The following is a 22641-nucleotide window of genomic DNA, read 5'->3' on the forward strand; positions in this document are numbered from 1 at the left end:
ATTCGGGGCGTCTGCTCAGTCGCGCAACCAGCGCGCGGCCTCGGTCGCCCAGTAGGTCAATACGGCATCGGCGCCCGCGCGACGGATCGACAGGAGGGACTCCAGGATCGCGGCCCGACGGTCGATCCAGCCGTTCGCGGAGGCAGCCTCGATCATCGCGTACTCGCCGGACACCTGGTATGCCCAGACCGGAATACTGACGGTGTCGCGCACTTCGCGGAGTACATCGAGGAAAGCCATCGCGGGCTTCACCATGACGATGTCGGCGCCCTCGGCCTCATCGACGACGGCCTCGCGCACACCCTCGCGGCGGTTGCCCGGATCCAGCTGATACGTGCGGCGGTCGCCCGTGAGTTGCGAGTCGACGGCCTCACGGAAGGGGCCGTAGAACGCACTGGCGTACTTGGCCGCGTACGCCAGGATCAGCGTCTGCGTGAAGCCCTCGGCGTCGAGTGCCGCACGGATCACCGCGACCTGACCGTCCATCATGCCCGACAGCCCGAGCAGCTGTGACCCGGCGCGCGCCTGAGCGATGGCCATCGATGCGTACCGCTCGAGAGTCGCGTCGTTGTCGACGGAACCGTCCTCGGCGAGCACGCCGCAGTGGCCGTGATCGGTGAACTCGTCGAGGCACAGGTCGGTCTGCACGACGAGGGCATCGCCCACCTCGGCGGCCAGTGCCTCCGTCGCCACGTTGAGGATGCCGCGGGGGTCGTCGGCTCCGGAGCCGCGCGCATCGCGCACCGACGGCACGCCGAACAGCATCACTCCGCCGACACCGGCCTCGGCGGCCTCGGCGGCTGCCGCACGCAGCGAAGCGAGCGAGTGCTGCGCGACACCGGGCATCGACCCGATCTGCACGGGTTCGGTGATGCCCTCGCGCACGAACATCGGCAGCACGAGCTGCCGCGGCTGGAGCGAGGTCTCGCGCACCAGGTCGCGCACCGCCGGCGACTGGCGCAGGCGCCTCAGGCGGACATCGGGGAAGCTCACGGCGCGAACTCGTCGGCCGCGTGCGGGAGTGTGAAGTGCGAGACGGCGTCGATGAGCGCATCGACGGTCTGACGATCGGCGACGACCGAGACCGGCAGACCTGCCTTCGCGGCGTCACGAGCCGTACGGGGTCCGATCGCGGCGAGCAGCGTCTCGTCAGGGATCTCGGGGAACTGCTCACGCACCTGTTCCGCGACCGATCCGCTCGTGATGAGGATCGCGTTGATGCGGCCGTTCTCGACGTCGCGCTTGATGCGATCCGTCACCGGCACACCGACCGTGCGGTAGGCGACGACGCTGTGCACGTCATGGCCGGCATCCGACAGCAGCACGCTGAGCACGGGTTTAGCGATCTCGCTACGCAGCGCCAGGATGCGTCGGGGATCGGTCTCGAGAGCGATGAGCTGCTCGGCCATCCCCTCGGCGGAGTTGTCCTGTGCGGGCACGAGGGCGACCTCGTAACCCACCGCCTGCAGCGCGGCGGCGGTGGTCTCGCCGACCGCGGCGATCCTGGTGTTCGGCGGAACCACGGCGCGGTGGGCGAACAGCACGTCGACGGTGGTGGCGCTCGTGACCGTCAACCAGTCGAACTCCCCCGCCGCGAGCTGCTCGAGCGCGAGGTCGAGGGCCGCCTGGTCGGTGGTGGGCGCGAAGTTGATCAGCGGCGCGACGACCGGGATCGCTCCCTGGGCACGCAGACTGGCGGCGACGCCGTCGCCCCACGGCCCTCCGCGGGGCACGAGGATGCGCCAGCCGTCCAGTGGTCGGTCCTGCTTCGAATCGGATGTCATGAGGAAAGATGCTCTCGGGAGACGAGGTCGGCCGCCCCTTGATCGAGCAACCGACGGGCAACAGTCAACCCGAGCTCGCGTGCTGCGTGCATCGGGCCTGCACCATCGGCAGCATCCGCTCCATTGCCACTGCCGTTCCGACGAATATACTCCCCGTTCAGGTCTTCCGTGACGTCGAGGCCGATTCGGCGGTCACCTTCGGGCGAATAGACGACGGTTCTGACCCGCACGGAGGTGCCGTCGACGACCGCGTGCGCGGCCATCGGAGCCTGGCATCCCGCGTCGAGTCCTTCGAGGATCGCGCGCTCCACCGTGATCGCCAGACGCGTCGGACCGTCGTCGAGGGCCGACAGCGCCGCGAGCAACTCGGGCGGTGCACCGACGGTCGTCTCCACCGCGAGTGACCCCTGGCCGGGAGCCGTCGGCCATTCCGCGAGACCGAGGTCTTCGCGACGCAGAGGCGAGTCGGAACCGAGCCGCGACAGGCCGGCCGCCGCGAGGATCACGGCATCCAACTCACCCGACGAGACGCGAGCCAACCGGGAGTCCACGTTGCCCCGGATATCGACGACACGGGCGTGCGGCGCCCGTCGATGCACCTGTGCCACACGACGCGGGGCGCCGGTGCCCACGGTGCTTCCGGAGTGCAGTTCATGCAGCGCGACGCCCGTGCGGGTGAGCACCACGTCTCTCGCATCTTCGCGCGTCGGTGTCGCCGCGATCACCAGGCCATCGGGAATGGCCGTCGGGAGATCCTTCAACGAGTGGACGAGGAAGTCGCACTCCCCCGCGAGCAGTGCTTCGCGAAGTCGGGTGGCGAAGATGCCCTGCCCACCGATCTCGGACAACGAGGCACGGTTCGTGTCGCCCTCCGACGTGATCGGCACGAGCTCGACGGAGCGGCCGCTGACCTTCTCGAGGGCGGCGGCGACATGACCGGACTGCGCCTGCGCGAGTGCGCTGCGCCGGGTTCCCAGACGGATCGGAGTGCTCATCGCGCGCCTTACTGGAGGACGTCCGCGATCTCGTCGAACCGGAGCCTGCGGCCCGTGTAGAACGGCAGCTCCTCCTTCACGTACAGACGAGCGTCGGTGTACCGGAGGTCGCGCATGAGATCGACGAGCTCGGTGACGTCATCGGCCTCGAGCGGCAGGATCCACTCATAGTCGCCCAGCGCGAAAGCCGCGACGGTGTTCGCGATGACTCCGGTGAAGGCGGCACCCTTGCGTCCGTGATCGGCGAGCATCTTGCGACGCTCGTCCTCGGGCGCCAGGTACCACTCCGGCGTGCGGACGAACGGGTAGAGGCACAGCCAGTCCTTGGGCTCGACACCGCGCAGGAAACCGGGCACATGCGCGCGGTTGAACTCGGCATCGCGGTGCACGCCCATGACGTTCCACACCGGCAGCAGCGAACGCAGCAGTTCGGTGCGACGCAGTCGGCGCAACGCCTTCTGCAATTCCTCGGCGGTGTCTCCGTGGAGCCAGACGAGCAGATCGGCATCGGCCTTGAGCCCGGAGACGTCATAGAAGCCGCGCACGGTCACTCCGGAATCCTCGACGTAGGAGACGATCGTCTCCAGCTCCGTCGAGTCGGACTCGGTGACGGGAACATCGGGATTGCGTCGCCAGACCGCCCAGAGGGTGAAGCCGGACGGGTTCTCTTCGCGCACTTCGGACATGCCCCCAGTCTGCACTCTTTGCGAGACGCCCGCGAACGCGGGCATCTCGTGGATCGTCGCCGCGGAGGGCGAGCGGGTCAGCGCGAGAGCGCTCGGGCGATGGCCCAGACGGCGCCACCGACGACAGCGGCGATTCCGACAGCCGCCGCGACAGCACCGAGCGGGTTGCGGTCGGCGAACACGCGCGCCTTGGCAGCGGCTCGCACAGAGGCCTTCTCGACGCGGCGAGGGATGTTGCCCTTGACCTCGATCGCTGCGAGAGCGGCCTTCAACTCAGCGCGCGCCGAAGCGACGGGGTCGACGATGCCCGCCGGAACGGCGGTCCGAGGGAGGTTGTCAGAAGCGGTCATCGCCGGCGTCCTTCACGATTCGGATGTCTTCGGCCACGGCCTGGGCCGGGTTCTGTCGAGCGAGCACCTTGCGGAACTTCAGGATGCCGAGCAGAGCGAACAGCAGCACGGCGAGGATCAGGATGCCGAACACCGCGATCGCGGAGAGCCACACGGGCCACCACGACGAGAGGCCGGCGATCGCGAACACCAGGATGACCGGCACCGCCCAGAACAGGAAGAACAGGGCGACCAGGAACCACACCGATCCGATACCGGCGTCCTTCGCCGTCCGCGAGATCCACGCCTTGGCCGAATCGATCTCGGCCTTGACGAGGTTCGTGACGAGCTCGGGGAGATCGCCGAGGAGGGTCAGCAGTCCGTCGTCAGCCCGATCCCGGTATCCGCGAGGCATCTCAGGCGCCCGTCTTCTTCGCCGGGGAGGTCTTCGCACTCGTGCTCTTGGCGGCGGCGCTCCTGGTGCTGGTGCTTCGCGTGCTGGTGCGCTTGGCCGATGCGCTCGTCGAGGTCGCCTTCTTGGCGGCGGCCTTCGCTGCGTCGGCGGCATCCTCTGCGGCATCCGCGACGTCCTCGACGGCGTCCTTGCTCTTGGCGATCGCCGAGTCGAGCTTCTCGCCGGGCGTGCCGTTACCCTGCACGGACTTCACGATCTTCATCGCACCGTTCCAGAGGGCGCCGGGCACCGCAGCGGCCTTGTCGCCGACGAAGCTCTTGGCCTGCTCGACGCGCTCCTGCACGGGATCCAGCTCCCACACTTTGAGCCACTGCGTCTTGATCTGCTCGTAACGCTCCCGTCCGGCACGCGTGCCGAGGACGTACCCCACGCCGAGTCCGACGACGAGTCCGATCTTCCCCTTCATGGGGTCTCCTCACCTTGTTCCGGTCGAGCCGCAGGCTTCGATCCCCGTCGGCCAGGTATCCAGCGTAACCCCGTATGCCGATTTCGGCATCTAAACGTCAGGGGGTTGACAGGTGAACCCGTCTCACTCCCACAGAAGCGCGCGGCGAAGTCGATCGGCCTCGCCCACCGCATCCGGCACGACCTGCGCGAGCCCCGTTCCGGCGAGCCAGGCGCCGACCGCGGCGAGACCCGGTGTCTCCTGCACGGCCGCGCGCGCCGCCGCCCGACGTTCACCGGAGCCGATGATCGAGGCGGGCTGCGACTGCACGTACCGCGAACGATCCGCTGCGACGAGCGTCGACGCGGCGAGCGGAACGCCCAGAAGGGCGGACGCCTCGCTCAACGCCAGTCGCGCGGCGGCCTCGTCGTCGAGAGCGGCGGTCGCGGCCGGCTCGCCCTGGGCGCCGAACGAGACCCGCACGACGTGTCGGCGACCGGCGGCTGCGCGCACCCACTCCCACTTCGCGGTCGAGTGTGTGAGGGCTTTCGCGGTGTGGCTGCCCGGCACGGTGAGCACTCCGGTTCCGCGCGGCGCGGCATCGAGCGCGGGAGCGTCGAGCAGCAGGGTCACGATCTCGATCTCGGGAGCCGCGGCGGCGACCGCGGTCGACAGGGCCGGGACGGACTCGGCGAGAAGCGCACGGGCGACGTGCTCCTCGGTCGCGACGATCACGGCGTCCGCGGTGAGCACGTGCCGGTCATCGTCCTGCGGCACCCCCTCCTCCGTCTCGGTCTCGGGCTCGGGCTCGGGCTCGGGCTCGGGCTCCTGGGGGCGTGCCACGACGGTCCAGAGCGCGTCGTCGCGCGTGACGCCTTCGACGCGAATGCCTGTGTGCACGACGACATCGAGCCGTTCGAGATCGTGCAGCAGTGCGTCGACCAGCGTGCTCATGCCGCCGAGCAGACCTTCGACGGCCGCCCCGGGCGCCTTCGCCGCTGCCTTGGCCGCGGCCTTCGCCGACGCTGCCTTCGACGCTGCCTCGTCGCGCAACGCCTCCACCGCACCGGACAGCGACCCGACACGCGTCAGCGCGGAGTTCAATCCGGGGGCGGCCACGTCGACATCGACATCGTCCGGCGACGCCGAGTAGACGCCCGTCGTCACCGGTGCCACCAGACGATCGCGCACCTTCGGGCCCATGCGCGACGCGACCAGGCGACCGAGGCTGGCCTGATGGCCGATGGTGAGCGGCGGGCGCACGCGGTCGAGGTAGGCGCGCCACGCGCCCGACCAGCCGATGACGCGGCGCACGTCGTCCTGGAAAGGATTGGCGGGGATGCCGAGGATCCCGCCGACAGGCAACGGGGCGGCTCCCACGCCGGGGATGCCCGCGAGCCACGCGCTTCCGGCCGCGGGCGCGACGATCCGGTCGGTGAGCCCGAGGTCCTGCAGCAGTGAGCGCACGTGGCCGCCGCGCGTCGCGAAGCTCTCTGCCCCGGCATCGAGCACGACGCCGTCGAGCTCGGTGCGACGGATCGCGCCGCCCACGGCATCCGTCGCCTCCAGCAGCGTGACCCGCATGCCGACCTTGGCGCACTCCAGTGCGGCGAGCAGGCCGCCGATCCCGCCGCCGATCACGACCACGTGCTTCTCGGCCGCGCGCGCCGCGAGATCAGCCGGTGTCGACGACTCAGTCATGCGCGTGCACGAGCTCGACGATGCGCGTGAGCTGATCGGGGTCTGTCTCGGGCGGCACGCCGTGTCCCAGGTTGAGGATGTGCGCGCGCGCCGCACGTCCGCGCTCCAGCACGTCGCGCACATGCGCCTCGAGCACGGGCCACGGCGCGGAGAGCAGCGCGGGATCGATGTTGCCCTGCACCGTGGTGTCGGGGCCGAGAATTGAGGCAGCCTCGTCGAGCGGCTGACGCCAGTCGACACCGACGCCGTCGACCGCGCCGTCCAGTCGCATGTCGGCGAGGAACGGTCCGGTGCCGACGCCGAAGTGGATCTTCGGAGCGTCGACCCCTTCCAGGGCGGCGCGCGAGTGCGGCGCCACGAACCCGCGATAGTCGGCCGGGCTGAGCGAACCCGCCCATGAATCGAAGAGCTGCACGGCGGATGCTCCGGCGACGCTCTGCGCACGCAGGAACACCCGTGAGACCTGAGCGAGCCAGCCCGCCAGACGGTTCCAGGCCTCGGGGTCGCTGTGCATCATGGCCCGTGCGCGGAGGTGCTCCTTCGACGGTCCACCCTCGACCAGGTACGCGGCGAGCGTGAACGGCGCACCGGCGAAACCGATCAGCGGGGTGTCGCCGAGTTCGGCCGTGACCAGGCGGACGGCCTCGGAGATCGCGGTGGAGTCGAGCGACTCCGGGTCGATCGCGGTGATCCGCTCGACGTCGGCGGTCGAACGCACGGGGTTCGCGAACACCGGCCCGCGGCCCGGCTCGATCTCGACGTCGACGCCGGCGAGCCGCAGCGGGATGACGATGTCGCTGAAGAAGACCGCGGCATCCACCCCGTGCCGGCGCACGGGCTGCAGCGTGATCTCGGCGGCGAGGTCGGGGGTCAGGCAGGCGTCCAGCATCCGGGTGCCGACGCGCAGTTCTCGGTACTCCGGGAGGGATCGACCGGCCTGCCGCATGAACCAGACGGGGGTCTGGGCCGGACGATCACCGGCGAGGGCGCGCAGAAGAGGGGCATCGGAAAGGGCCATACCCCCATCCTCCCATCCGGGTTCTCTGAGTACGCGGAGAACCCCTGCGCGCACTCCGGTACAATCGAAGGGTGCTGCTGTGTGTCACGGCGAGTCACAAGACCGCCTCCTTCGATCTCCTCGAACGACTGAGCCGCACCCCCGACGGCGTCGCCCCCACTCTGGTGGGGATGACCCCGTGCGTGCAGGGTGCGGTCGTTCTGGCGACCTGCAACCGTTTCGAGGCGTACGTCGAGATGGATGAGCCGGTCACCGCCGCCGGCGCGATCGGCGTCGAAGCCGTGCTCGAAGCGGTCGAATCCGTCACCGGAGTCCCGGCCACCGAGCTCGACGGCGCCTACGCCGTGCACTCCGGTCGCCGCGTGGCCGAGCACCTCTTCTCCGTCGCCTCCGGGCTCGAGTCGGTCGTCTCCGGCGAAGGTGAGATCGCCGGGCAGGTGCGTCGCGCACTGAAGTCCGCACGCAAGGAGGGCACGACCTCCCCCGAGCTCGAACGCCTCTTCCAGCGGGCCAGCCAGGCGCAGCGCAAGGTCAAGAACGTCACCGCCCTCGGCCGCGCCGGGCGTTCGCTCGTGCGCCTCGCGCTCGAACTCGCCGACAGCCGCATCGCCGACTGGTCGGCGGAGCGCGTGCTCCTCGTCGGCACCGGCGCCTATGCCGCGGTGACGCTCGCCACACTGCGCGAGCGCGGCGCCGTGAACATCTCGGTCTACTCTCCGTCAGGGCGTGCCGACATCTTCGCTGCGAAGCACGGCATCCGCCCGGTCTCCGCAGAGGACTACGCGCGCACCGCGGCCCGCTCGAGCCTGCTGATCACCTGCACGACCGCCACCGAGCCGGTCCTCGGACCCGCACAGCTGCAGGCCCCCACGGGACCGGCAGCGATCGGATGCCCGGTCGGCTCGCACAACCAGCTCGTGGTCGACCTCGGCATGCCGCGCAACGTCGACCCCGCCGTCGCCACGCTCGAAGGCGTCGCCCTGCTCGACCTCGAGACGATCCGCCTGCACGCCCCTCTCGAAGAGCTGCAGGCGACGGATGCCGCACGCTCCGTCGTGCGGGAAGCGGCAGACACGTTCCACGTCGTCGGCGCCCGCCAGAGCGTCACCCCCGCGGTGGTCGCCCTGCGTTCGCACATCTTCTCGCTGCTCGACTCGGAGATCGATCGAGCCCGCGCCCGCGGCGACCAGGACGGACGCGTCGAACAGGCACTGCGCCACCTGTCGGCTGTGCTCCTGCACACGCCCACGACCCGCGCCCACGAGCTCGCCGCGGCCGGACGCGCCGACGAGTTCACGGCCGCCCTCGGCGCCCTGTACGGCATCACGCCCGAAGCCGTGGCCGACGACGCGGATTCCGCCGCCTCCGCCTGACGCCGCACGTCCCGAGGTGGGACACTGAGGGCATGGCCCTTCACATCACCGGAGACACCGCCGCCGACGCGCTCCTGACCGACAATCCGCTCGCCCTCCTGGTCGGGATGCTGCTGGACCAACAGGTTCCGATGGAGACCGCGTTCGCCGGCCCCCTCAAGATCGAGCAGCGCACCGGCGCATCGGATGCCACGGCCATCGCCGCCATGGCCCCGGACGAGTTCCTCGAAGCGTTCCGCCAGACACCCGCCGTGCACCGGTTCCCCGGATCCATGGCCACGCGCGTGCAGACCCTGTGCCAGACGCTCGTCGAGGACTGGGGCGGCGATGCCGCCGCGCTGTGGACCCAGGGCGATCCGTCCGGCGCCGAGGTGCTGACGCGGCTGAAGGCACTCCCCGGATTCGGCGAGCAGAAGGCCAAGATCTTCCTCGCACTGCTGGGCAAGCAGTACGGATTCACCGGCGAGGGCTGGCGCGAGGCCGCCGGCGCCTACGGTGAGGACGGATCGTTCCGTAGCGTGGCCGACATCGTGTCGCCGGAGTCGCTCGCGCAGGTCCGCGAGCACAAGAAGGCGATGAAGGCCGCGGCGAAGGCGGCGAAATGAAGCCGACCGGCGACGACGTCGCGGGTCTGATCGCCCGGGCGAAACCCGCGAAGCGTCAGCGCGACGCCGAGACGCTCACCGCTCTGATGCAGGAGATCTCGGGCCGCGAACCGCAGACCTGGGGCACGATCATCGGCTTCGGCTCGTGCCACTACCGCTATCCGACGGGCACCGAGGGCGACAGCGGTGTGCTCGGCTTCGCACCGCGGTCTGCGGCATCCACCGTCTATCTGCTCGACGGTGTCGACGCCCACACCGAGGCGTTGGACCGGCTCGGCCCGCACACGCGTGGCGCCGGATGCCTGTACATCAAGGACCTGGAGCTCGTCGATCTCGACGTGCTGCGCGGCATCCTCGAACGCTCCCTCGCCTGGGTCGAGGCCGGCGGCACCGACGACATGCAGCTGACCGTCACCGGGTGAGGCCGGGGGCGTGGCCGGCCCTCAGGCCCGCCACGCCGCATCCGCTCAGGCGCCGCGCAGGCGCTCGGCGAGGTAAGTGTGCAGCTCGTCGATCGAGACGCGCTCCTGCGCCATGGTGTCGCGGTCGCGCACGGTGACGGCACGGTCCTCGAGCGAGTCGAAGTCGACCGTGACGCAGAACGGGGTGCCGATCTCGTCCTGGCGACGGTAGCGGCGGCCGATCGCGCCGGCGTCGTCGAAGTCGACCGACCACGAGGCACGCAGCGTGTCGGCGACCTCACGGGCGAGCGGTGAGAGCTTCTCGTTGCGCGACAGCGGCAGCACCGCGGCCTTCACCGGCGCGAGGCGCGGGTCGAGCTTGAGGACGGTGCGCACGTCGGTGCCGCCCTTGGCGTTGGGCACCTGCTCCTCGCGGTATGCGTCGACGAGGAACGCCATCATCGCGCGCGTGAGGCCGAACGACGGCTCGATCACGAACGGCGTGTAGCGCTCGCCCGTGGCCTGGTCGAAGTACGTCAGGCTCTGGCCCGAGGCCTCGGTGTGGCTGGTCAGGTCGTAGTCGGTGCGGTTGGCGACACCCATGAGCTCGCCCCACTCCTTGCCGGTGAAGCCGAACTTGTACTCGACGTCGATCGTGCCGGCGGAGTAGTGCGCGCGATCGTCTTCGGGCACGTCGAACTGGCGCATGTTCTCCGGGTCGATGCCCAGATCGATGAACCAGTTCCAGCAGGCCTCGACCCAGTGCTCGAACCACTCCTGCGCCTCGGCGGGAGGCGTGAAGAACTCGATCTCCATCTGCTCGAACTCACGGGTGCGGAAGATGAAGTTACCGGGCGTGATCTCGTTGCGGAACGCCTTGCCGACCTGACCGATGCCGAACGGCGGCTTCTTGCGGCTCGCGGTGAGCACGTTCGAGAAGTTCACGAAGATGCCCTGCGCCGTCTCCGGACGCAGGTAGTAGAGGCCGGACTCGTCGTCGACGACACCGAGGTAGGTCTTCACCAGACCGGAGAACGACTTCGGCTCGGTGTACTGGCCCTTGGTGCCGCAGTGCGGGCACGGAACGTCGGCGAGACCGTTCTCGGCCTTGCGGCCCTTGCGCGCCTCGAAGTCCTCGATCAGGTTGTCGGCGCGGAAGCGCTTGTGACAGCTCAGGCACTCCACCAACGGGTCGGTGAAGGTGGCGACGTGACCGGATGCCTCCCACACGCGCTTGGGGAGGATGATGCTGGAGTCGAGGCCGACCATGTCGCCGCGGCCGCGCACGAACGTCTGCCACCACTGCCGACGGATGTTCTCCTTGAGCTCCGTGCCGAGGGGGCCGTAGTCCCAGGCCGAACGCGAACCGCCGTAGATCTCACCCGCTTGGAACACGAACCCGCGGTGGCGGGCGAGGGCGATGACCTTGTCGAGGCGGGACTGTTCGGCCATGGTGGCTCCAATGGTCGGATGCGAGTGAGGGTGCGGCACGCGGATGCCGCGGCATCTCCAGTCTATCCGCGGGCGACTCGTGCGCGACGGCGTCGAGGACTACCGTCGAAGCATGAGCACACCGCATCCGACGCGTCCGGCGCGCGACCAGGACACCCGCTTCTTCGGTCAGCCGTGGTCGCTGGTGCACATCTTCGGCGTCGAGATGTGGGAGCGGTTCAGCTTCTACGGCATGCAGGGCATCCTGCTGATCTACCTGTACTACTCCGCCACGCAGGGCGGGCTCGGCATCCCGGAGGCGGTCGCGGGCGGCATCGTCGGCGCCTATGGCGGCTCGGTCTACCTCTCGACGATCCTCGGCGCCTGGCTGGCCGATCGCCTCTTCGGCTCCGAGCGGGTGCTGTTCGTCAGCGCGATGGTGATCGTCGCCGGCCACATCGCCCTCGCAGTGCTGCCCGGGCTGCTCGGCGTCGGCGTCGGGCTGGTGCTGGTGGCACTCGGCTCCGGTGGGCTGAAGGCCAACGCGACCTCGGTCGTCGGCACGCTCTACGCACCCGACGACACGCGCCGCGACGCCGGATTCTCGCTATTCTACCTCGGCATCAACCTCGGCGCGTTCCTCGGGCCGATCCTCACCGGCATCCTGCAGTCCACACTCGGCTTCCACTACGGCTTCGGGCTCGCCGCGATCGGCATGACACTGGGCCTCGTGCAGTACACGTTCGGGCGCAAGGCGCTGCCCGACTCCGCCCGCGCGGTGCCGAACCCGCTCCCCTCGAACCGGTACCCGGCCGTGATCGGCATCGCGGTCGCGGCCGTGGCGGTCATCGCGGTGCTGGTGCTCACCGGGGTGATCCGCGCCGACAACCTCGTCGACATCGTGATCGGCCTGACCGTGATCGCCAGCGTGGCCTACTTCGCCGTGATCCTGAGCAGCAAGCGGATCGACAGCACCGAGCGCTCCCGCGTGTGGGGATTCCTGCCGCTGTTCATCACCAGCGTCGCGTTCTGGTCGCTGTACCAGCAGCAGTTCACGGTGCTCACGGTCTACTCCGACAAGCGCCTCGATCGGATGCTGTTCGGCATCGAGATCCCGGTGTCGACGGTGCAGTCGATCAACCCGGTGTTCATCATCATCCTCTCGGGCGTCTTCGCCGCGATCTGGACGCGACTGGGCACGCGGCAGCCGTCGACGCCGGCGAAGTTCGGCCTCAGCGCGATCATCATGGGCGTGGCGTTCCTGCTCTTCCTGCCGTTCGCCGGCGGAGGCGAGAACTCCACGCCGCTGCTCGCGATCGTCGGCATCCTGTTCGTGTTCACGGTCGCCGAGCTGCTGCTGTCGCCGGTCGGACTGTCGGTCGCCACCAAGCTCGCGCCCGCGGCCTTCCGCACGCAGATGGTGGCGCTGTTCTTCCTGTCGATCGCACTGGGAACGGCCATCTCCGGCTGGCTCGTGCAGTTCTACGACCCCGACAACGAGGTTCCGTACTTCTCGCTGCTCGGCGCCATCGCGATCGCGGTCGGCATCGGTCTGCTGCTGTCGATCAAGCCCGTGATGCGGCTGATGAAGGGCGTGCGCTGAGAGCATCCCTCGAGCGTTGTCGGATGCCGGTGCGAGACTGACGCCATGGAACAACGTGTCAGCTTCATCACCCTCGCCGTGTCCGATCTCGCCCGCAGCCGGGCGTTCTACGTCGACGGTCTGGGGTGGGAGCCGATCTTCTCGGGCGACGACGTGCTGATGTTCCCCGTGGCGGATCGGCTGATCCTGTCGCTGTGGTCGATCGAGGGCTTCACGGCCGAGATCGGCGAGGCGCCGGCATCCGGGGTCGCCCCGCTCACGCTCGCGCACAACCTCGCCACCCCGGCCGAGGTCGACGATGTGCTCGCCGAGGCAGCCCTGCTGGGTGCGACGGTGAGCCCCGGTCAGCAGCGGGTGTGGGGCGGGTACTCCGGCTACTTCACCGATCCCGACGGCTTCCGCTGGGAGATCGCGGTCAACCCCGGCGAGACCGGGGACTTCGTGCTGCCGCCCCGCTGAGCGCGCTCAGGCCGTGAAGAGGTAGCCGCGCTTCACGTCGAAGCCGGCGATGCGGAGCCCGCGGCCGAGGCGCTCCTCCATCTCGGCGCGCAGGCGCGTGCGCCACTCGTGCGCGGCCGCAGGGTCGGACAGACGCAGGGCCTCGATGTCGTCGGGGATCTCCAGCGTCTCGACGACCGCATCGGCCGCCGGGGGCTTCGCGATGTCGGCGAGCGCCCACTCGACGTCGAGGCGATCGCTCTCGTCGCCGGCGTCACCGCCGCCGAAGATGCCGTAGACGTTCACCGCGTACCCGGTCACGCGGGCGCCGAGAACCGTGAGGAAGAAGTGCGCGTTGCGGGCGACGAGCGGATCGAACGTCCAGGTGATGCGGCCCACATCGCGGGAGAACGCCCACTGCCGCTGGTGCTCTTTGAGCTCACGACCCCAGCCGCGTCCGCGGTACTCGGGGATCAGCGCGGTGATGTGGGAGTGCATCGCCCGGCGACCGGGCTCACCGAAGAACGCGACAGACGCGCCGACCATGCGCTCCTCGTCGCCCTCGCCGTCGAAGAGTCCGACGATGTAGTTCCCCGATTGCTGCAGCGCGCGCAGGGTGCCGGCATCCACGACGCGCTGCGGGCCCCGGATGGAGTCGAGCAGCCCCTGCGCATCGAGAATGAGTTCAACGGTGTCGAGATCTCGGATGGTTCGCACGCGCCTAGTCTGCCCCTCCGAGGGGAGATCGCAGAATCGGATGCTCGATCCCCCGTCCTCAGCGGCTCGATCCGGCCCCGGTGTCGGCGGGCGCCGATAGCCTGGGTCGGTGGGTGCGAACGACGACAGAACCAGAAGACGACTCTCCCGCACCCCTCCGAAGTGGGCGATCGTCGCGGTTCTCGCGTTCGCCGGGCTCTGCTCCTCGTTCATGTTCACGCTGGTCGTTCCCCTGCAGGCCGAGCTTCCGCAGCTGCTGAACGCCTCCCGCGAAGACACCACCTGGGTCGTGACGATCACGCTGCTGGTCGCCGCCGTCGCCACCCCGATCTCCGGTCGCCTGGGCGACATGTACGGCAAGCGCCGCGTCGTGATCGTGCTGCTGGCCCTGCTGATCCTGGGTTCCGTGATCGCCGCGCTGTCGGGCTCGATCGTCGGCGTGATCATCGGCCGCGCGCTCCAGGGCGCCGTCACGGGCGTGGTGCCCCTCGGCATCGCGATCATGCGCGACGTGCTGCCCATCGAGCGACTCGGCACCGCGGTCGCCCTGATGAGCGCGACGATGGGAGTGGGCGGCGCGATCGGCATGCCGGTGGCGGCGCTTCTCGCGCAGAACGCGGACTGGCACTGGCTGTTCTGGCTCGCGGCGGCTCTGGGCGTGATCGGGCTGGTGCTCGTGCTCGCCATCATCCCCGAAGACGTGCTCCGCTTCCCCGGGCGGCTCGACGTGCTCGGCGCGATCGGCCTCGCGATCGGCCTCACCGGCATCCTGCTGTTCGTCTCGCGTGGCGCCGAATGGGGATGGACCGCGCCGCTCACCCTCACCTGCATCATCGGCGGCATCGTCGTGCTGCTGGTGTGGGGCTGGTACCAGCTGCGCACGAAGGACCCGCTTCTCGACCTGCGCGTCGCGGCGCGCCCCGCCGTGCTGTTCACGAACGTCGCCGCGATCGGCATGGGCTTCGCGCTCTTCGCATCGAACGTCACGTTCCCCCAGCTGCTCGAGATGCCCGTCGGAGCCGGCTCGGGCTTCGGCCTCGACATGGTCGCCGCATCGCTCGTGATCATGCCGGCCGGTCTCGTGATGATGGTGATCTCACCGTTGTCGGGCTGGCTGGAGCGCACCGTCGGCCCGCGTCCGCTGTTCACGGTCGGTGCGGCGGCGATCGTGCTGGCCTACGTGTTCGTGCTGCTGTGGTCGAGCGAGGTGTGGCACATCTTCGTCGCGAACATCTTCATCGGCATCGGGATCGGGTTCAGCTTCGCCGCGATGCCGATGATCATCATGCGTTCCGTGCCGGCCAACGAGACCGGCGCGTCGAACGGCCTCAACGCGCTGTTCCGCTCGGTCGGCACGTCCAGCGCCTCAGCCGTGATGGGCGGGGTCCTCGCCGCCATGAGCGTGCAGGTCGACGGCATCACGGTGCCGACCCGCCAGGCGTTCGAGGTGTGCTTCTGGCTCGCGATCGCCGCCGGCACCATCGCGGTCGTGCTGTCGCTGTTCATCCCGAAGCAGCGCGCCAGCGAACAGCATCCGTCCCTGCCCTGAACCTCTCAGGGCTCAGCGCTCAGCGATCAGCACTCAGCGAGATCGTGCGCGGATCCGGGTCGCCGTCGTTCGGCAGCCTCAGACGCGCGGGGATCGGCCACGCGAGGGTGAACTGCGCGGTCGCCGGACGCGTCATGTCGCCGAAGTCGTCGGCCTTCACCACGATGCGCCCGGGCACGCCGTCGCGGTCGGGCGTCACCTCGAGCAGGCGAACCCGCAGCGGACGGTCGCCCTCGCCGTCGAGCATCCACGCGTCGGCGAGCCAGGCGATGCCGTGCTGCTCGAGCGCCGCCTCGGCGTCGAGCCACTCGGTCGGGCCGGTGACAGATCGTCCGAGCAGGTCGACCGCCGCCCAGGCATCGCCGACGGGATGGATCCAGCCGAGCAGCTCACCGTCGTCGCGACGGTGCGGAGTCCAGTCGGGGCGCGTCATGGCTCGATGCTAGCGAGCCTGTCCAGTCAGAGAGTGACCACCAGCCGCCTCGCACCGCCCGTGGCATCCCATGCCGTCTCGACCTGGGATGCCGGAACAGCTCTCGAGGCGGTCGTGATCGTGCCGTCCGCGATCACCCGGACGATCTCGGGAAGCTCGGCCACGAAGGCCGCCCGACCGACCGATCCTTGTCCGCTCCCCACGATCGTGAGTCCGGAAGAACGAAGCGCGGCCGACGGGATCGCTGCGTCCTGTCCCGCGGACGATCCGATGGTGATCCAATCGAGCCGCGTCCCCCGCGCCGCTCTGGCCGTGACGATGGCGCGCATGGCATCGGCGGCCGGGCTCCCCCAGACGTAGTCGAGCACGACATCGACATCGGCAGCGGCGCGGCCGATCGCATCGGCATCCTGCACGGGAACGATCTCGTCGGCGCCGAGCGAGGGCAGCTCTACGAGCTGCACGGCGTTCCGACCGCTGGCGATGACGTGCGAGGCCCCGAGGTGCTTCGCGACCTGGATGGCTGCCGAACCGGCGGCACCCGTCGCGCCGAGGACCAGCACTCGCGCACGGGGTGTCCAGGCGATCCGGTGACGCAACGCAACCCAGGATGACATGACCGGGTTGGCCGCCGCGGCGACCGCCACAGGGTCGGCACCGTCGGGAATGACCACACTGGCCCGCGGATCGACGGCGACGCGTTCTGCCATCGACCCGCGCGTGTCGCTGGCCACCACGAAGTAGCGCGTGGTGCCGTCCGGAAACCGGCCGACCCCATCCACTCCCGGGATGAGCGGAAGTGAGCCCTCGCTCGCGTAGTGCGATCCGTCCGCCTGAGAGCGGACGCGGGGGTGGATCCCTACGGCGAGAACATCGACGACGACCTCGGCGCCTTCCGGCTCCGGCTCGCTGAACGACTGCCACACGGGTGCGGAGCCGAACGCGGTGACGACTGCTGCGTGCATGATCATCCTTCTTTCATTCGTATTACGAAGCAATCTAGTTCGTAATACGAATCTCGTCAAGCTATGCTCGAACCATGCGGCGCGACACTCAGGACGATGACGATCTCATCGACGCACTCGGGCAGACGGCGTTCATGACGATGGGAGCACTGACCGGAATCGCCGCCGACGCCGGCCTCTCACTGACTCAGCTGCGGGTGCTGGCGATCCTGCGGGATCGACGACTGCGTATGAGCGACCTCGCCGAGTACCTGGGGCTGGAGAGGTCGACGATGACCGGACTGGTGGCGCGCGCGGAGCGCAAAGAGCTGCTCGCCCGCATGCCGAACGAACAGGATGCGCGCGCTGTCGATGTCGTGCTCACCGACCGTGGCCGCGCCGTCGCCGATGCGCTCAGCGTCTCCCTGCGCACCACACTGCTCCCGCTCACCGAGCGGCTGCCCGGAGACGATCGCAGCGCCCTGACCGAGCTGCTGCGTCGGATGCTCCCCTGACCCCGTCAGCCGGAACGTCCGGCACAGGTCAGTGCGTGTACTCCATCAGTTCGACGCCGAGCACTCGGAAGGCGTCGTGCGCGCGCAGGCGATGCGTGATCGAGAGGTCGTCGAAGCAGACGATGAGCGAGTAGGCGACGCCGGCCCGCGGGCCAGCGAGCACACCCGCCTCGGCGCGGACGCCACGATCGCGTCCGGTCTTGTTCACGAAGAGCAGGCCGTGGTCGTCGTGGTCGTGCGCGAACGGGTCAAGGCCCGTGGATGCCGCGACCAGGCTGAGGTCCTGATTCAGACTGAGCCACTCCGACACCTGAGCGCTGACAGCCGCATCGACCACGGCGGAGTTCACCAGCGCGGAGAAGAGCCCGGCCAGTTCGCGCGTCGAGCCGACAGCGACCTGAGGCGCGTCATCCGGCCCGCGGCGATCGCGGAACCGGTCCAGGAGAGCGGTGCGCCGCAACCCGAGGGATTCGATGCGCTGCCGCACCCGGTCGTGCCCGACCTTCTGCAGCAGGGCGTTCACGGCGATCGGGTCGCCCGCCGTCGCCGCGAGCACGGCCAGGTCTTCCAGGGGCAACGCGGGCGCGTGCAGGTGACGCCACAGACCGGATGAAGACACCGCATCGACGCTCTCACGCTCGATGATCTCGAGCGGATCGAGCTCCCCGCTCTCGAATGCCGCCGCCACCTCGATCAGCAGCGGTACAACTCCGAGGCCGCCGACCGGCATCGTGACGTGGTCATCACCGGCGAGCACGTGCTCGTGACTGTCGAGGTCGACCACGTGCACCGAGACCTGCGCCCCCGAATCGACGAGCGCTTCGAGTGCCCGCAGGGTCGAGGTGAAGGATCGACGCCCCAGCGCCGCACGTCGCGGAAGGCGCCTGCCCGGTCGCTGCGAGCGTCGCAGCATGGCGTTCGAGCCGTCGACGGGCTCGGGGGCCGAAGGTTTTGGCGCGCCCACGCAGGATCCTTACCGAGGGGGGTGGAAAGGGGACGCCGAAGGGGCACGTTCCCCAGCGGCAGGGCTATCGTAACCCCGCCCGATGGGGATCACTCACAGAGTGCGGCGATTGGTCACCAGATGGTCACACGGGCCTCCGGCGCCAGCCAGAGAGCATCCGCATCGGCCACCTCGAACGCCTCGTAGAAGGCGTCGATGTTGCGCACGATCTGGTTGCAACGGAACTCGTTCGGCGAGTGCGGGTCGATCGTGAGCAGTCGCAGCGTCTCGGCATCACGGCTCTTCTGCTGCCACACCTGGGCCCACGAGAGCAGCAGGCGCTGCACCCCGGTGTACCCGTCGATCACGGGCGCCTCCGCGCCATCCAGCGAGAGCTCATAAGCCTTCAGCGCGATGCCGAGACCGCCCAGGTCACCGATGTTCTCGCCGATCGTGAGCGCACCGTTGACGTGGTGCTCCGCGTCGAGGCCCTCGGGCACGAGCTCGTCATACTGGGCGATGAGCGCCTTGGTGCGCTCCTCGAACGCAGCACGGTCGGCATCCGTCCACCAGTCCTCCAGACGGCCGCTGCCGTCGTAGCGGCTGCCCTGGTCGTCGAAGCCGTGGCCGATCTCATGACCGATCACCGCGCCGATGCCGCCGTAGTTCGCGGCGGCGTCGCGGCCGGCATCGAAGAACGGGTACTGCAGGATGGCCGCGGGGAACACGATCTCGTTCATCGACGGGTTGTAGTAGGCGTTCACCATCTGCGGCGGCATGTGCCACTCGTCGCGATCAATGGGCTTGCCCACCTTGTCGACGTTGCGGTCGTGCTCGAAGATGGCGGCGCGACGCACGTTGCCGAACAGGTCGGCGCGGTCGATCGCGAGAGTCGAGTAGTCGCGCCAGACGTCGGGGTGGCCGATCTTCGGCGTGAAGGCGTCGAGCTTGGCGAGGGCGCGTTCCCGCGTCTCGGCCGTCATCCACTCGAGGTCGACGATGCTGTGGCGGTAGGCCTCGATCAGGTTCGCGACGAGTTCATCCATCGCGGCCTTCGCCGTCGGCGGGTAGTGGCGCTCGACGTAGACCTTTCCGATCGCTTCGCCCAGGGCGCTCTCGGTGACCGAGACGCCGCGCTTCCAGCGTTCGCGGATGCTCGGCACGCCGGTGAGCTCGGTGCCGTAGAACGAGAAGTTCTCGAGCACGAGATCGTCGGTGAGGTACGGGGCGGCGGCGTGCACGACCTGCGCGCGCAACCAGGCCTTCCAGTCGTCGAGACGCTCGGCGACGAGCAGCGTGCCGAGACCTTCGAGGAAGCTCGGCTGCGAGACGACGGCCTCGTCGAACGCGGCGGGGTTCGACGGGGCGACCGCCTCGCGCCACGGGGTGAGATCCACGCCCGCGAGCGCCTGGATCTCCTCCCAGGTCTTCAGGTTGTAAGTCGCGACCGCGTCACGGCTGCGCACGTTGTCCCAGTGGTGGCCGGCGAGCTCGGTCTCGAGCGCGATCGCGCGGTCGGCGTCGCCCGCGGCATCCGTGATCCCCCCGAGGGCGAGCAGGCGCTCGAGATGCGCGCGGTAGCTCGCACGGGTCTCCTGGAACGTGTCGAGGCGGAAGTAGCTCTCGTCGGGCAACGACAGCCCGGACTGCACGATGACGGGAACGTAGCGCTCGGGGTTGCCCGGGTCACCGTCGGTGTAGAAGCCCAGGAGGTGCGCGCGGCCGTCGCGGTCGTAGGCGCCGACCGTGCGCAGGAAGCCCGGGATGCCGTCGATCGCATCGATCTCTGCGAGCGTCTCGGCCAGTGGAGTGACTCCGGCGGCGGCGATGCGCTCGGTGTCCATGAAGCTCGCGAACAGATCGCCGATCTTCGCCGCGAGAGTGCCGGCCTCGGCGGACTGCGACTCTTCGATGATCGCGCGAACGTCGGCCTCGGCCTGTTCGGCGAGAAGGTGGAACGACCCCCACCGGGCCTTGTCGCCCGGGATCTCGGTGCGGGCGAGCCAGGCGCCGTTGACGTGGCGATACAGGTCGTCCTGCGGGCGGATGTCGGAGCTGAACTCTGCGGTGGCCAGGCCTGCGGGGAGAACGTCAGTCATGCGCTCCACCCTATGACCAGCCTCCCCCATTGCGCACGGAACGCGTCACGAGACGCCCACACCCACACACATACACTCCGCGGACTCCTCCACGTTCGAGTTGGCACCTGTTGCCGCTATGACGAGGAGATTCCGACGAGAGGTGCCAACTTCCGCATACTCCCCCGACTTCCAGCGTCCGTGCCTGCCCATAGGCTCGGAGGATGACCACGCGCATCTCCCTCAACCGAGAGATCCTGCGCCTCGCCGTGCCCGCGCTCGGAGCGCTCATGGCCGAGCCCGCGTTCCTGATCGTCGACGCCGCGCTGGTCGGGCACCTCGGCACCACGCCACTGGCCGGTCTCGGCATCGCCGGCGCCGTGCTGCAGACGATCGTGGGTCTGATGGTGTTCCTCGCCTACTCCACGACTCCGGCCGTCGCACGTCGCTTCGGCGCCGGACAGCCGGGCGAGGCGGTCACGGTGGGCATCAACGGCATGTGGCTCGCGCTCGGACTCGGCTCGGTGCTCGCGGTGATCGGGGCGGTGTCCTCTCCCTGGCTGGTCTCGCTCTTCGGCGCGGGGGATGCGGTCTCGGCGCAGGCGAACGACTACCTCGTGATCTCGATGTGGGGTCTGCCCGCGATGCTGATCGTGTTCGCCGCCACCGGCTTGCTGCGCGGCATGCAGGACACGGTCACTCCGCTGTGGATCGCCGGACTCGGCTTCGGCGCGAACGCCCTGCTGAACGTGGTCTTCATCTACGGCTTCGGCTGGGGCATCGCCGGGTCGGCAGCGGGCACGATCACCGCACAGTGGGGCATGGTCGCCGCCTACGTGCTCGTCATACGCCGCCTGGCCACGAAGCACAGCGCGTCGATCCGCGCCCAGCGCGACGGAATGCGCAACACCGCGCGCTCCGGCGGGTGGCTGTTCCTGCGCACCGTGAGCCTGCGGGTCGCACTGCTCGCCACCGTCGGCATCGCCACCGGCCTCGGCACACAGGAGCTCGCGGGCTGGCAGATCGTCTTCACGATCTTCTCGGCGGCCGCCTTCGCTCTCGACGCGCTCGCGATCGCAGCACAGGCACTGATCGGCAAGGAACTCGGCGCCGGCGACGAGCAGCGCGTGCACCGCGTGCTCGGACGAACCGTCGCGTGGGGCGCCTGGTTCGGCGTCATCGTGGGCGCCCTGATTGCGGCGCTCTCGGGTGTGCTCGGCATCGTGTTCACGGGCGACCTCACGGTCGCGACCCTGGTGCAGCCGGCATTGATCGTGCTCGCGGTCGCCCAACCGATCGCGGGCGTGGTGTTCGTGCTCGACGGCGTGCTCATGGGCGCGAACGACGCCCGCTACCTCGCGATCGCGGGCGGCCTGAACCTGGTGCCGTTCCTGCCCGCGCTGTGGATCATCGCGGCCGTGGGGGTCGACGGCAGCGCCGGACTCATCTGGCTCTCGCTCGCATTCTTCGGCGTGTACCTGCTCGCGCGTCTCGCGACGCTCGGGTGGCGGGTGCGTTCAGGCCGCTGGCTGTCTGCAGCCGCCTGACGCCGCCGCCGGACTGACTCAAGGCCACACGCTCATCGGGCGAAGCGGCGGCACCATTCATACATGATCACGGCGGCTGCGGCGCTGGCGTTGATCGAGCGCGTCGAGCCGTACTGCGTGATCTCGACGTGACCGGATGCCGCGGCGAGCGCTTCCGCTGAGAGTCCTGGCCCCTCCTGACCGAACAGCAGCACGCAGCGTTCGGGGAGGTCCGCATGGTCGACCGGAACAGAGCCCTCGACGTTGTCGACCGCGATGATCGGGATGCCCTCGCTCGCCGCCCAGGCTGCGAAGGTCTCGACGTCGTCATGGTGCACGACGTGCTGGTAGCGGTCGGTGACCATCGCGCCGCGCTTGTTCCAGCGGCGCCGTCCGATGATGTGCACGGTGTCGGCGAGGAACGCGTTGGCGCTGCGCACGATCGAGCCGATGTTCATGTCGTGCTGCCAGTTCTCGATCGCGACATGGAACGGATGCCGCTGCGTGTCGAGATCCGCGACGATGGCCTCCATCCGCCAGTAGCGGTAGCGATCGATCACGTTGCGCGTGTCGCCGCCCTCCAGCAGTTCGGGGTCGTACTGCTCCCCCTCGGGCCAGGCCTCCGCGCCGCCCGGCCAGGGCCCCACGCCGTGCGTGGTGCGCTCGGGCGTGCTGCTCTCGGGCGTCTGCTCTTCCATCCCGCCAGGCTATC

Annotated in this window: 24 protein-coding genes; 8 read left to right on the forward strand and 16 right to left on the reverse strand. The window is 69.4% G+C overall.

Annotation, left to right across the window (positions count from 1 at the left end; genetic code table 11):
- Positions 1-15: 15 nt before the first annotated feature.
- The 9 genes from hemB to hemE form a co-directional block, all read right to left on the reverse strand.
- Positions 16-993 carry a porphobilinogen synthase gene (gene hemB / locus P0Y60_17700; GenBank protein ID WEK61112.1) on the reverse strand — a complete coding sequence of 326 codons (978 nt, stop codon included), beginning with the start codon at positions 991-993 and terminating at the stop codon, positions 16-18.
- The gene (locus P0Y60_17705) at positions 990-1784 is read right to left on the reverse strand and encodes a uroporphyrinogen-III synthase (protein WEK61113.1); all 795 of its coding nucleotides are present in this window, start codon (positions 1782-1784) and stop codon (positions 990-992) included. Before P0Y60_17705 ends, hemB begins: the two co-directional genes overlap by 4 nt.
- Positions 1781-2779 carry a hydroxymethylbilane synthase gene (hemC, locus tag P0Y60_17710; protein ID WEK61114.1) on the reverse strand — a complete coding sequence of 333 codons (999 nt, stop codon included), beginning with the start codon at positions 2777-2779 and terminating at the stop codon, positions 1781-1783. Before hemC ends, P0Y60_17705 begins: the two co-directional genes overlap by 4 nt.
- 8 nt (positions 2780-2787) lie before the next feature.
- Positions 2788-3465 (reverse strand): chlorite dismutase family protein, encoded by a 678-nt coding sequence (locus tag P0Y60_17715; GenBank protein WEK61115.1) that lies wholly within the window; start codon positions 3463-3465, stop codon positions 2788-2790.
- Between the two features lie 77 nt (positions 3466-3542).
- On the reverse strand, positions 3543-3815 hold the full coding sequence (locus tag P0Y60_17720) for a hypothetical protein (GenBank protein ID WEK61116.1): 273 nt from the start codon (positions 3813-3815) through the stop codon (positions 3543-3545).
- Positions 3802-4209, reverse strand: coding sequence for a phage holin family protein (locus P0Y60_17725; protein WEK61117.1), 408 nt, complete (start codon positions 4207-4209; stop codon positions 3802-3804). Before P0Y60_17725 ends, P0Y60_17720 begins: the two co-directional genes overlap by 14 nt.
- A gap of 1 nt (position 4210) precedes the next feature.
- A complete protein-coding gene (locus P0Y60_17730) occupies positions 4211-4675 on the reverse strand; it encodes a hypothetical protein (protein ID WEK61118.1) in 465 nt (154 codons plus the stop codon).
- A 123-nt stretch (positions 4676-4798) separates the two neighbouring features.
- Positions 4799-6355 carry a protoporphyrinogen oxidase gene (hemG, locus tag P0Y60_17735; protein ID WEK61119.1) on the reverse strand — a complete coding sequence of 519 codons (1557 nt, stop codon included), beginning with the start codon at positions 6353-6355 and terminating at the stop codon, positions 4799-4801.
- Positions 6348-7373, reverse strand: coding sequence for a uroporphyrinogen decarboxylase (gene hemE / locus P0Y60_17740; GenBank protein WEK61120.1), 1026 nt, complete (start codon positions 7371-7373; stop codon positions 6348-6350). The genes hemG and hemE overlap by 8 nt, the downstream gene beginning before the upstream one ends.
- Positions 7374-7444: 71 nt before the next feature.
- On the opposite strand from hemE, the gene P0Y60_17745 reads away from it, so the two are divergent.
- Genes P0Y60_17745 through P0Y60_17755 form a run of 3 tightly spaced genes read left to right on the forward strand, consistent with a single transcriptional unit; the run spans position 7445 to position 9773 of the window.
- On the forward strand, positions 7445-8746 hold the full coding sequence (locus P0Y60_17745; GenBank protein ID WEK61121.1) for a glutamyl-tRNA reductase: 1302 nt from the start codon (positions 7445-7447) through the stop codon (positions 8744-8746).
- 32 nt (positions 8747-8778) lie between these two features.
- The gene (locus P0Y60_17750) at positions 8779-9351 is read left to right on the forward strand and encodes a Fe-S cluster assembly protein HesB (protein WEK61122.1); all 573 of its coding nucleotides are present in this window, start codon (positions 8779-8781) and stop codon (positions 9349-9351) included.
- Positions 9348-9773: a DUF1801 domain-containing protein gene (locus tag P0Y60_17755; GenBank protein ID WEK61123.1), complete on the forward strand. Its 426-nt coding sequence runs from the start codon at positions 9348-9350 to the stop codon at positions 9771-9773. The genes P0Y60_17750 and P0Y60_17755 overlap by 4 nt, the downstream gene beginning before the upstream one ends.
- Before the next feature lie 45 nt (positions 9774-9818).
- On the opposite strand, the gene P0Y60_17760 is transcribed toward P0Y60_17755, so the two are convergent.
- On the reverse strand, positions 9819-11204 hold the full coding sequence (locus P0Y60_17760) for a glycine--tRNA ligase (GenBank protein ID WEK61124.1): 1386 nt from the start codon (positions 11202-11204) through the stop codon (positions 9819-9821).
- A gap of 112 nt (positions 11205-11316) precedes the next feature.
- Here P0Y60_17760 and P0Y60_17765 point away from each other — a divergent pair, with 112 nt between their 5' ends.
- Both P0Y60_17765 and P0Y60_17770 read left to right on the forward strand, forming a co-directional pair.
- Positions 11317-12786 carry an oligopeptide:H+ symporter gene (locus P0Y60_17765; protein ID WEK61125.1) on the forward strand — a complete coding sequence of 490 codons (1470 nt, stop codon included), beginning with the start codon at positions 11317-11319 and terminating at the stop codon, positions 12784-12786.
- A gap of 45 nt (positions 12787-12831) precedes the next feature.
- Positions 12832-13245 (forward strand): VOC family protein, encoded by a 414-nt coding sequence (locus P0Y60_17770; GenBank protein ID WEK61126.1) that lies wholly within the window; start codon positions 12832-12834, stop codon positions 13243-13245.
- Between the two features lie 6 nt (positions 13246-13251).
- Here P0Y60_17770 and P0Y60_17775 read toward each other — a convergent pair whose 3' ends face one another.
- On the reverse strand, positions 13252-13941 hold the full coding sequence (locus tag P0Y60_17775; GenBank protein ID WEK61127.1) for a GNAT family N-acetyltransferase: 690 nt from the start codon (positions 13939-13941) through the stop codon (positions 13252-13254).
- Between the two features lie 109 nt (positions 13942-14050).
- On the opposite strand from P0Y60_17775, the gene P0Y60_17780 reads away from it, so the two are divergent.
- The gene (locus P0Y60_17780) at positions 14051-15490 is read left to right on the forward strand and encodes an MFS transporter (protein WEK61128.1); all 1440 of its coding nucleotides are present in this window, start codon (positions 14051-14053) and stop codon (positions 15488-15490) included.
- Between the two features lie 19 nt (positions 15491-15509).
- Here P0Y60_17780 and P0Y60_17785 read toward each other — a convergent pair whose 3' ends face one another.
- Entirely contained in the window at positions 15510-15923 is a 414-nt protein-coding gene (locus P0Y60_17785) for a hypothetical protein (protein WEK61129.1), read from the reverse strand.
- A gap of 26 nt (positions 15924-15949) precedes the next feature.
- Positions 15950-16888, reverse strand: a complete 939-nt coding sequence (locus P0Y60_17790; GenBank protein ID WEK61130.1) for a zinc-binding alcohol dehydrogenase family protein — start codon at positions 16886-16888, stop codon at positions 15950-15952.
- 74 nt (positions 16889-16962) lie between these two features.
- Here P0Y60_17790 and P0Y60_17795 point away from each other — a divergent pair, with 74 nt between their 5' ends.
- A complete protein-coding gene (locus P0Y60_17795; protein ID WEK61131.1) occupies positions 16963-17382 on the forward strand; it encodes a MarR family transcriptional regulator in 420 nt (139 codons plus the stop codon).
- Between the two features lie 28 nt (positions 17383-17410).
- Here P0Y60_17795 and P0Y60_17800 read toward each other — a convergent pair whose 3' ends face one another.
- Together P0Y60_17800 and P0Y60_17805 are read right to left on the reverse strand one after the other, a co-directional pair.
- The gene (locus P0Y60_17800) at positions 17411-18295 is read right to left on the reverse strand and encodes a class A beta-lactamase-related serine hydrolase (GenBank protein ID WEK62940.1); all 885 of its coding nucleotides are present in this window, start codon (positions 18293-18295) and stop codon (positions 17411-17413) included.
- A gap of 164 nt (positions 18296-18459) precedes the next feature.
- Positions 18460-20424: a peptidase M13 gene (locus P0Y60_17805; GenBank protein WEK61132.1), complete on the reverse strand. Its 1965-nt coding sequence runs from the start codon at positions 20422-20424 to the stop codon at positions 18460-18462.
- A 203-nt stretch (positions 20425-20627) separates the two neighbouring features.
- Between P0Y60_17805 and P0Y60_17810 the strand changes: the two genes are divergently transcribed.
- Positions 20628-21950, forward strand: coding sequence for an MATE family efflux transporter (locus P0Y60_17810; GenBank protein WEK61133.1), 1323 nt, complete (start codon positions 20628-20630; stop codon positions 21948-21950).
- A 32-nt stretch (positions 21951-21982) separates the two neighbouring features.
- Here P0Y60_17810 and P0Y60_17815 read toward each other — a convergent pair whose 3' ends face one another.
- The gene (locus P0Y60_17815) at positions 21983-22627 is read right to left on the reverse strand and encodes a TrmH family RNA methyltransferase (GenBank protein ID WEK61134.1); all 645 of its coding nucleotides are present in this window, start codon (positions 22625-22627) and stop codon (positions 21983-21985) included.
- Positions 22628-22641: the final 14 nt, after the last annotated feature.

Origin of the sequence: Candidatus Microbacterium colombiense (assembly GCA_029203165.1) — a bacterium.
GTDB lineage: Bacteria > Actinomycetota > Actinomycetes > Actinomycetales > Microbacteriaceae > Microbacterium > Microbacterium colombiense.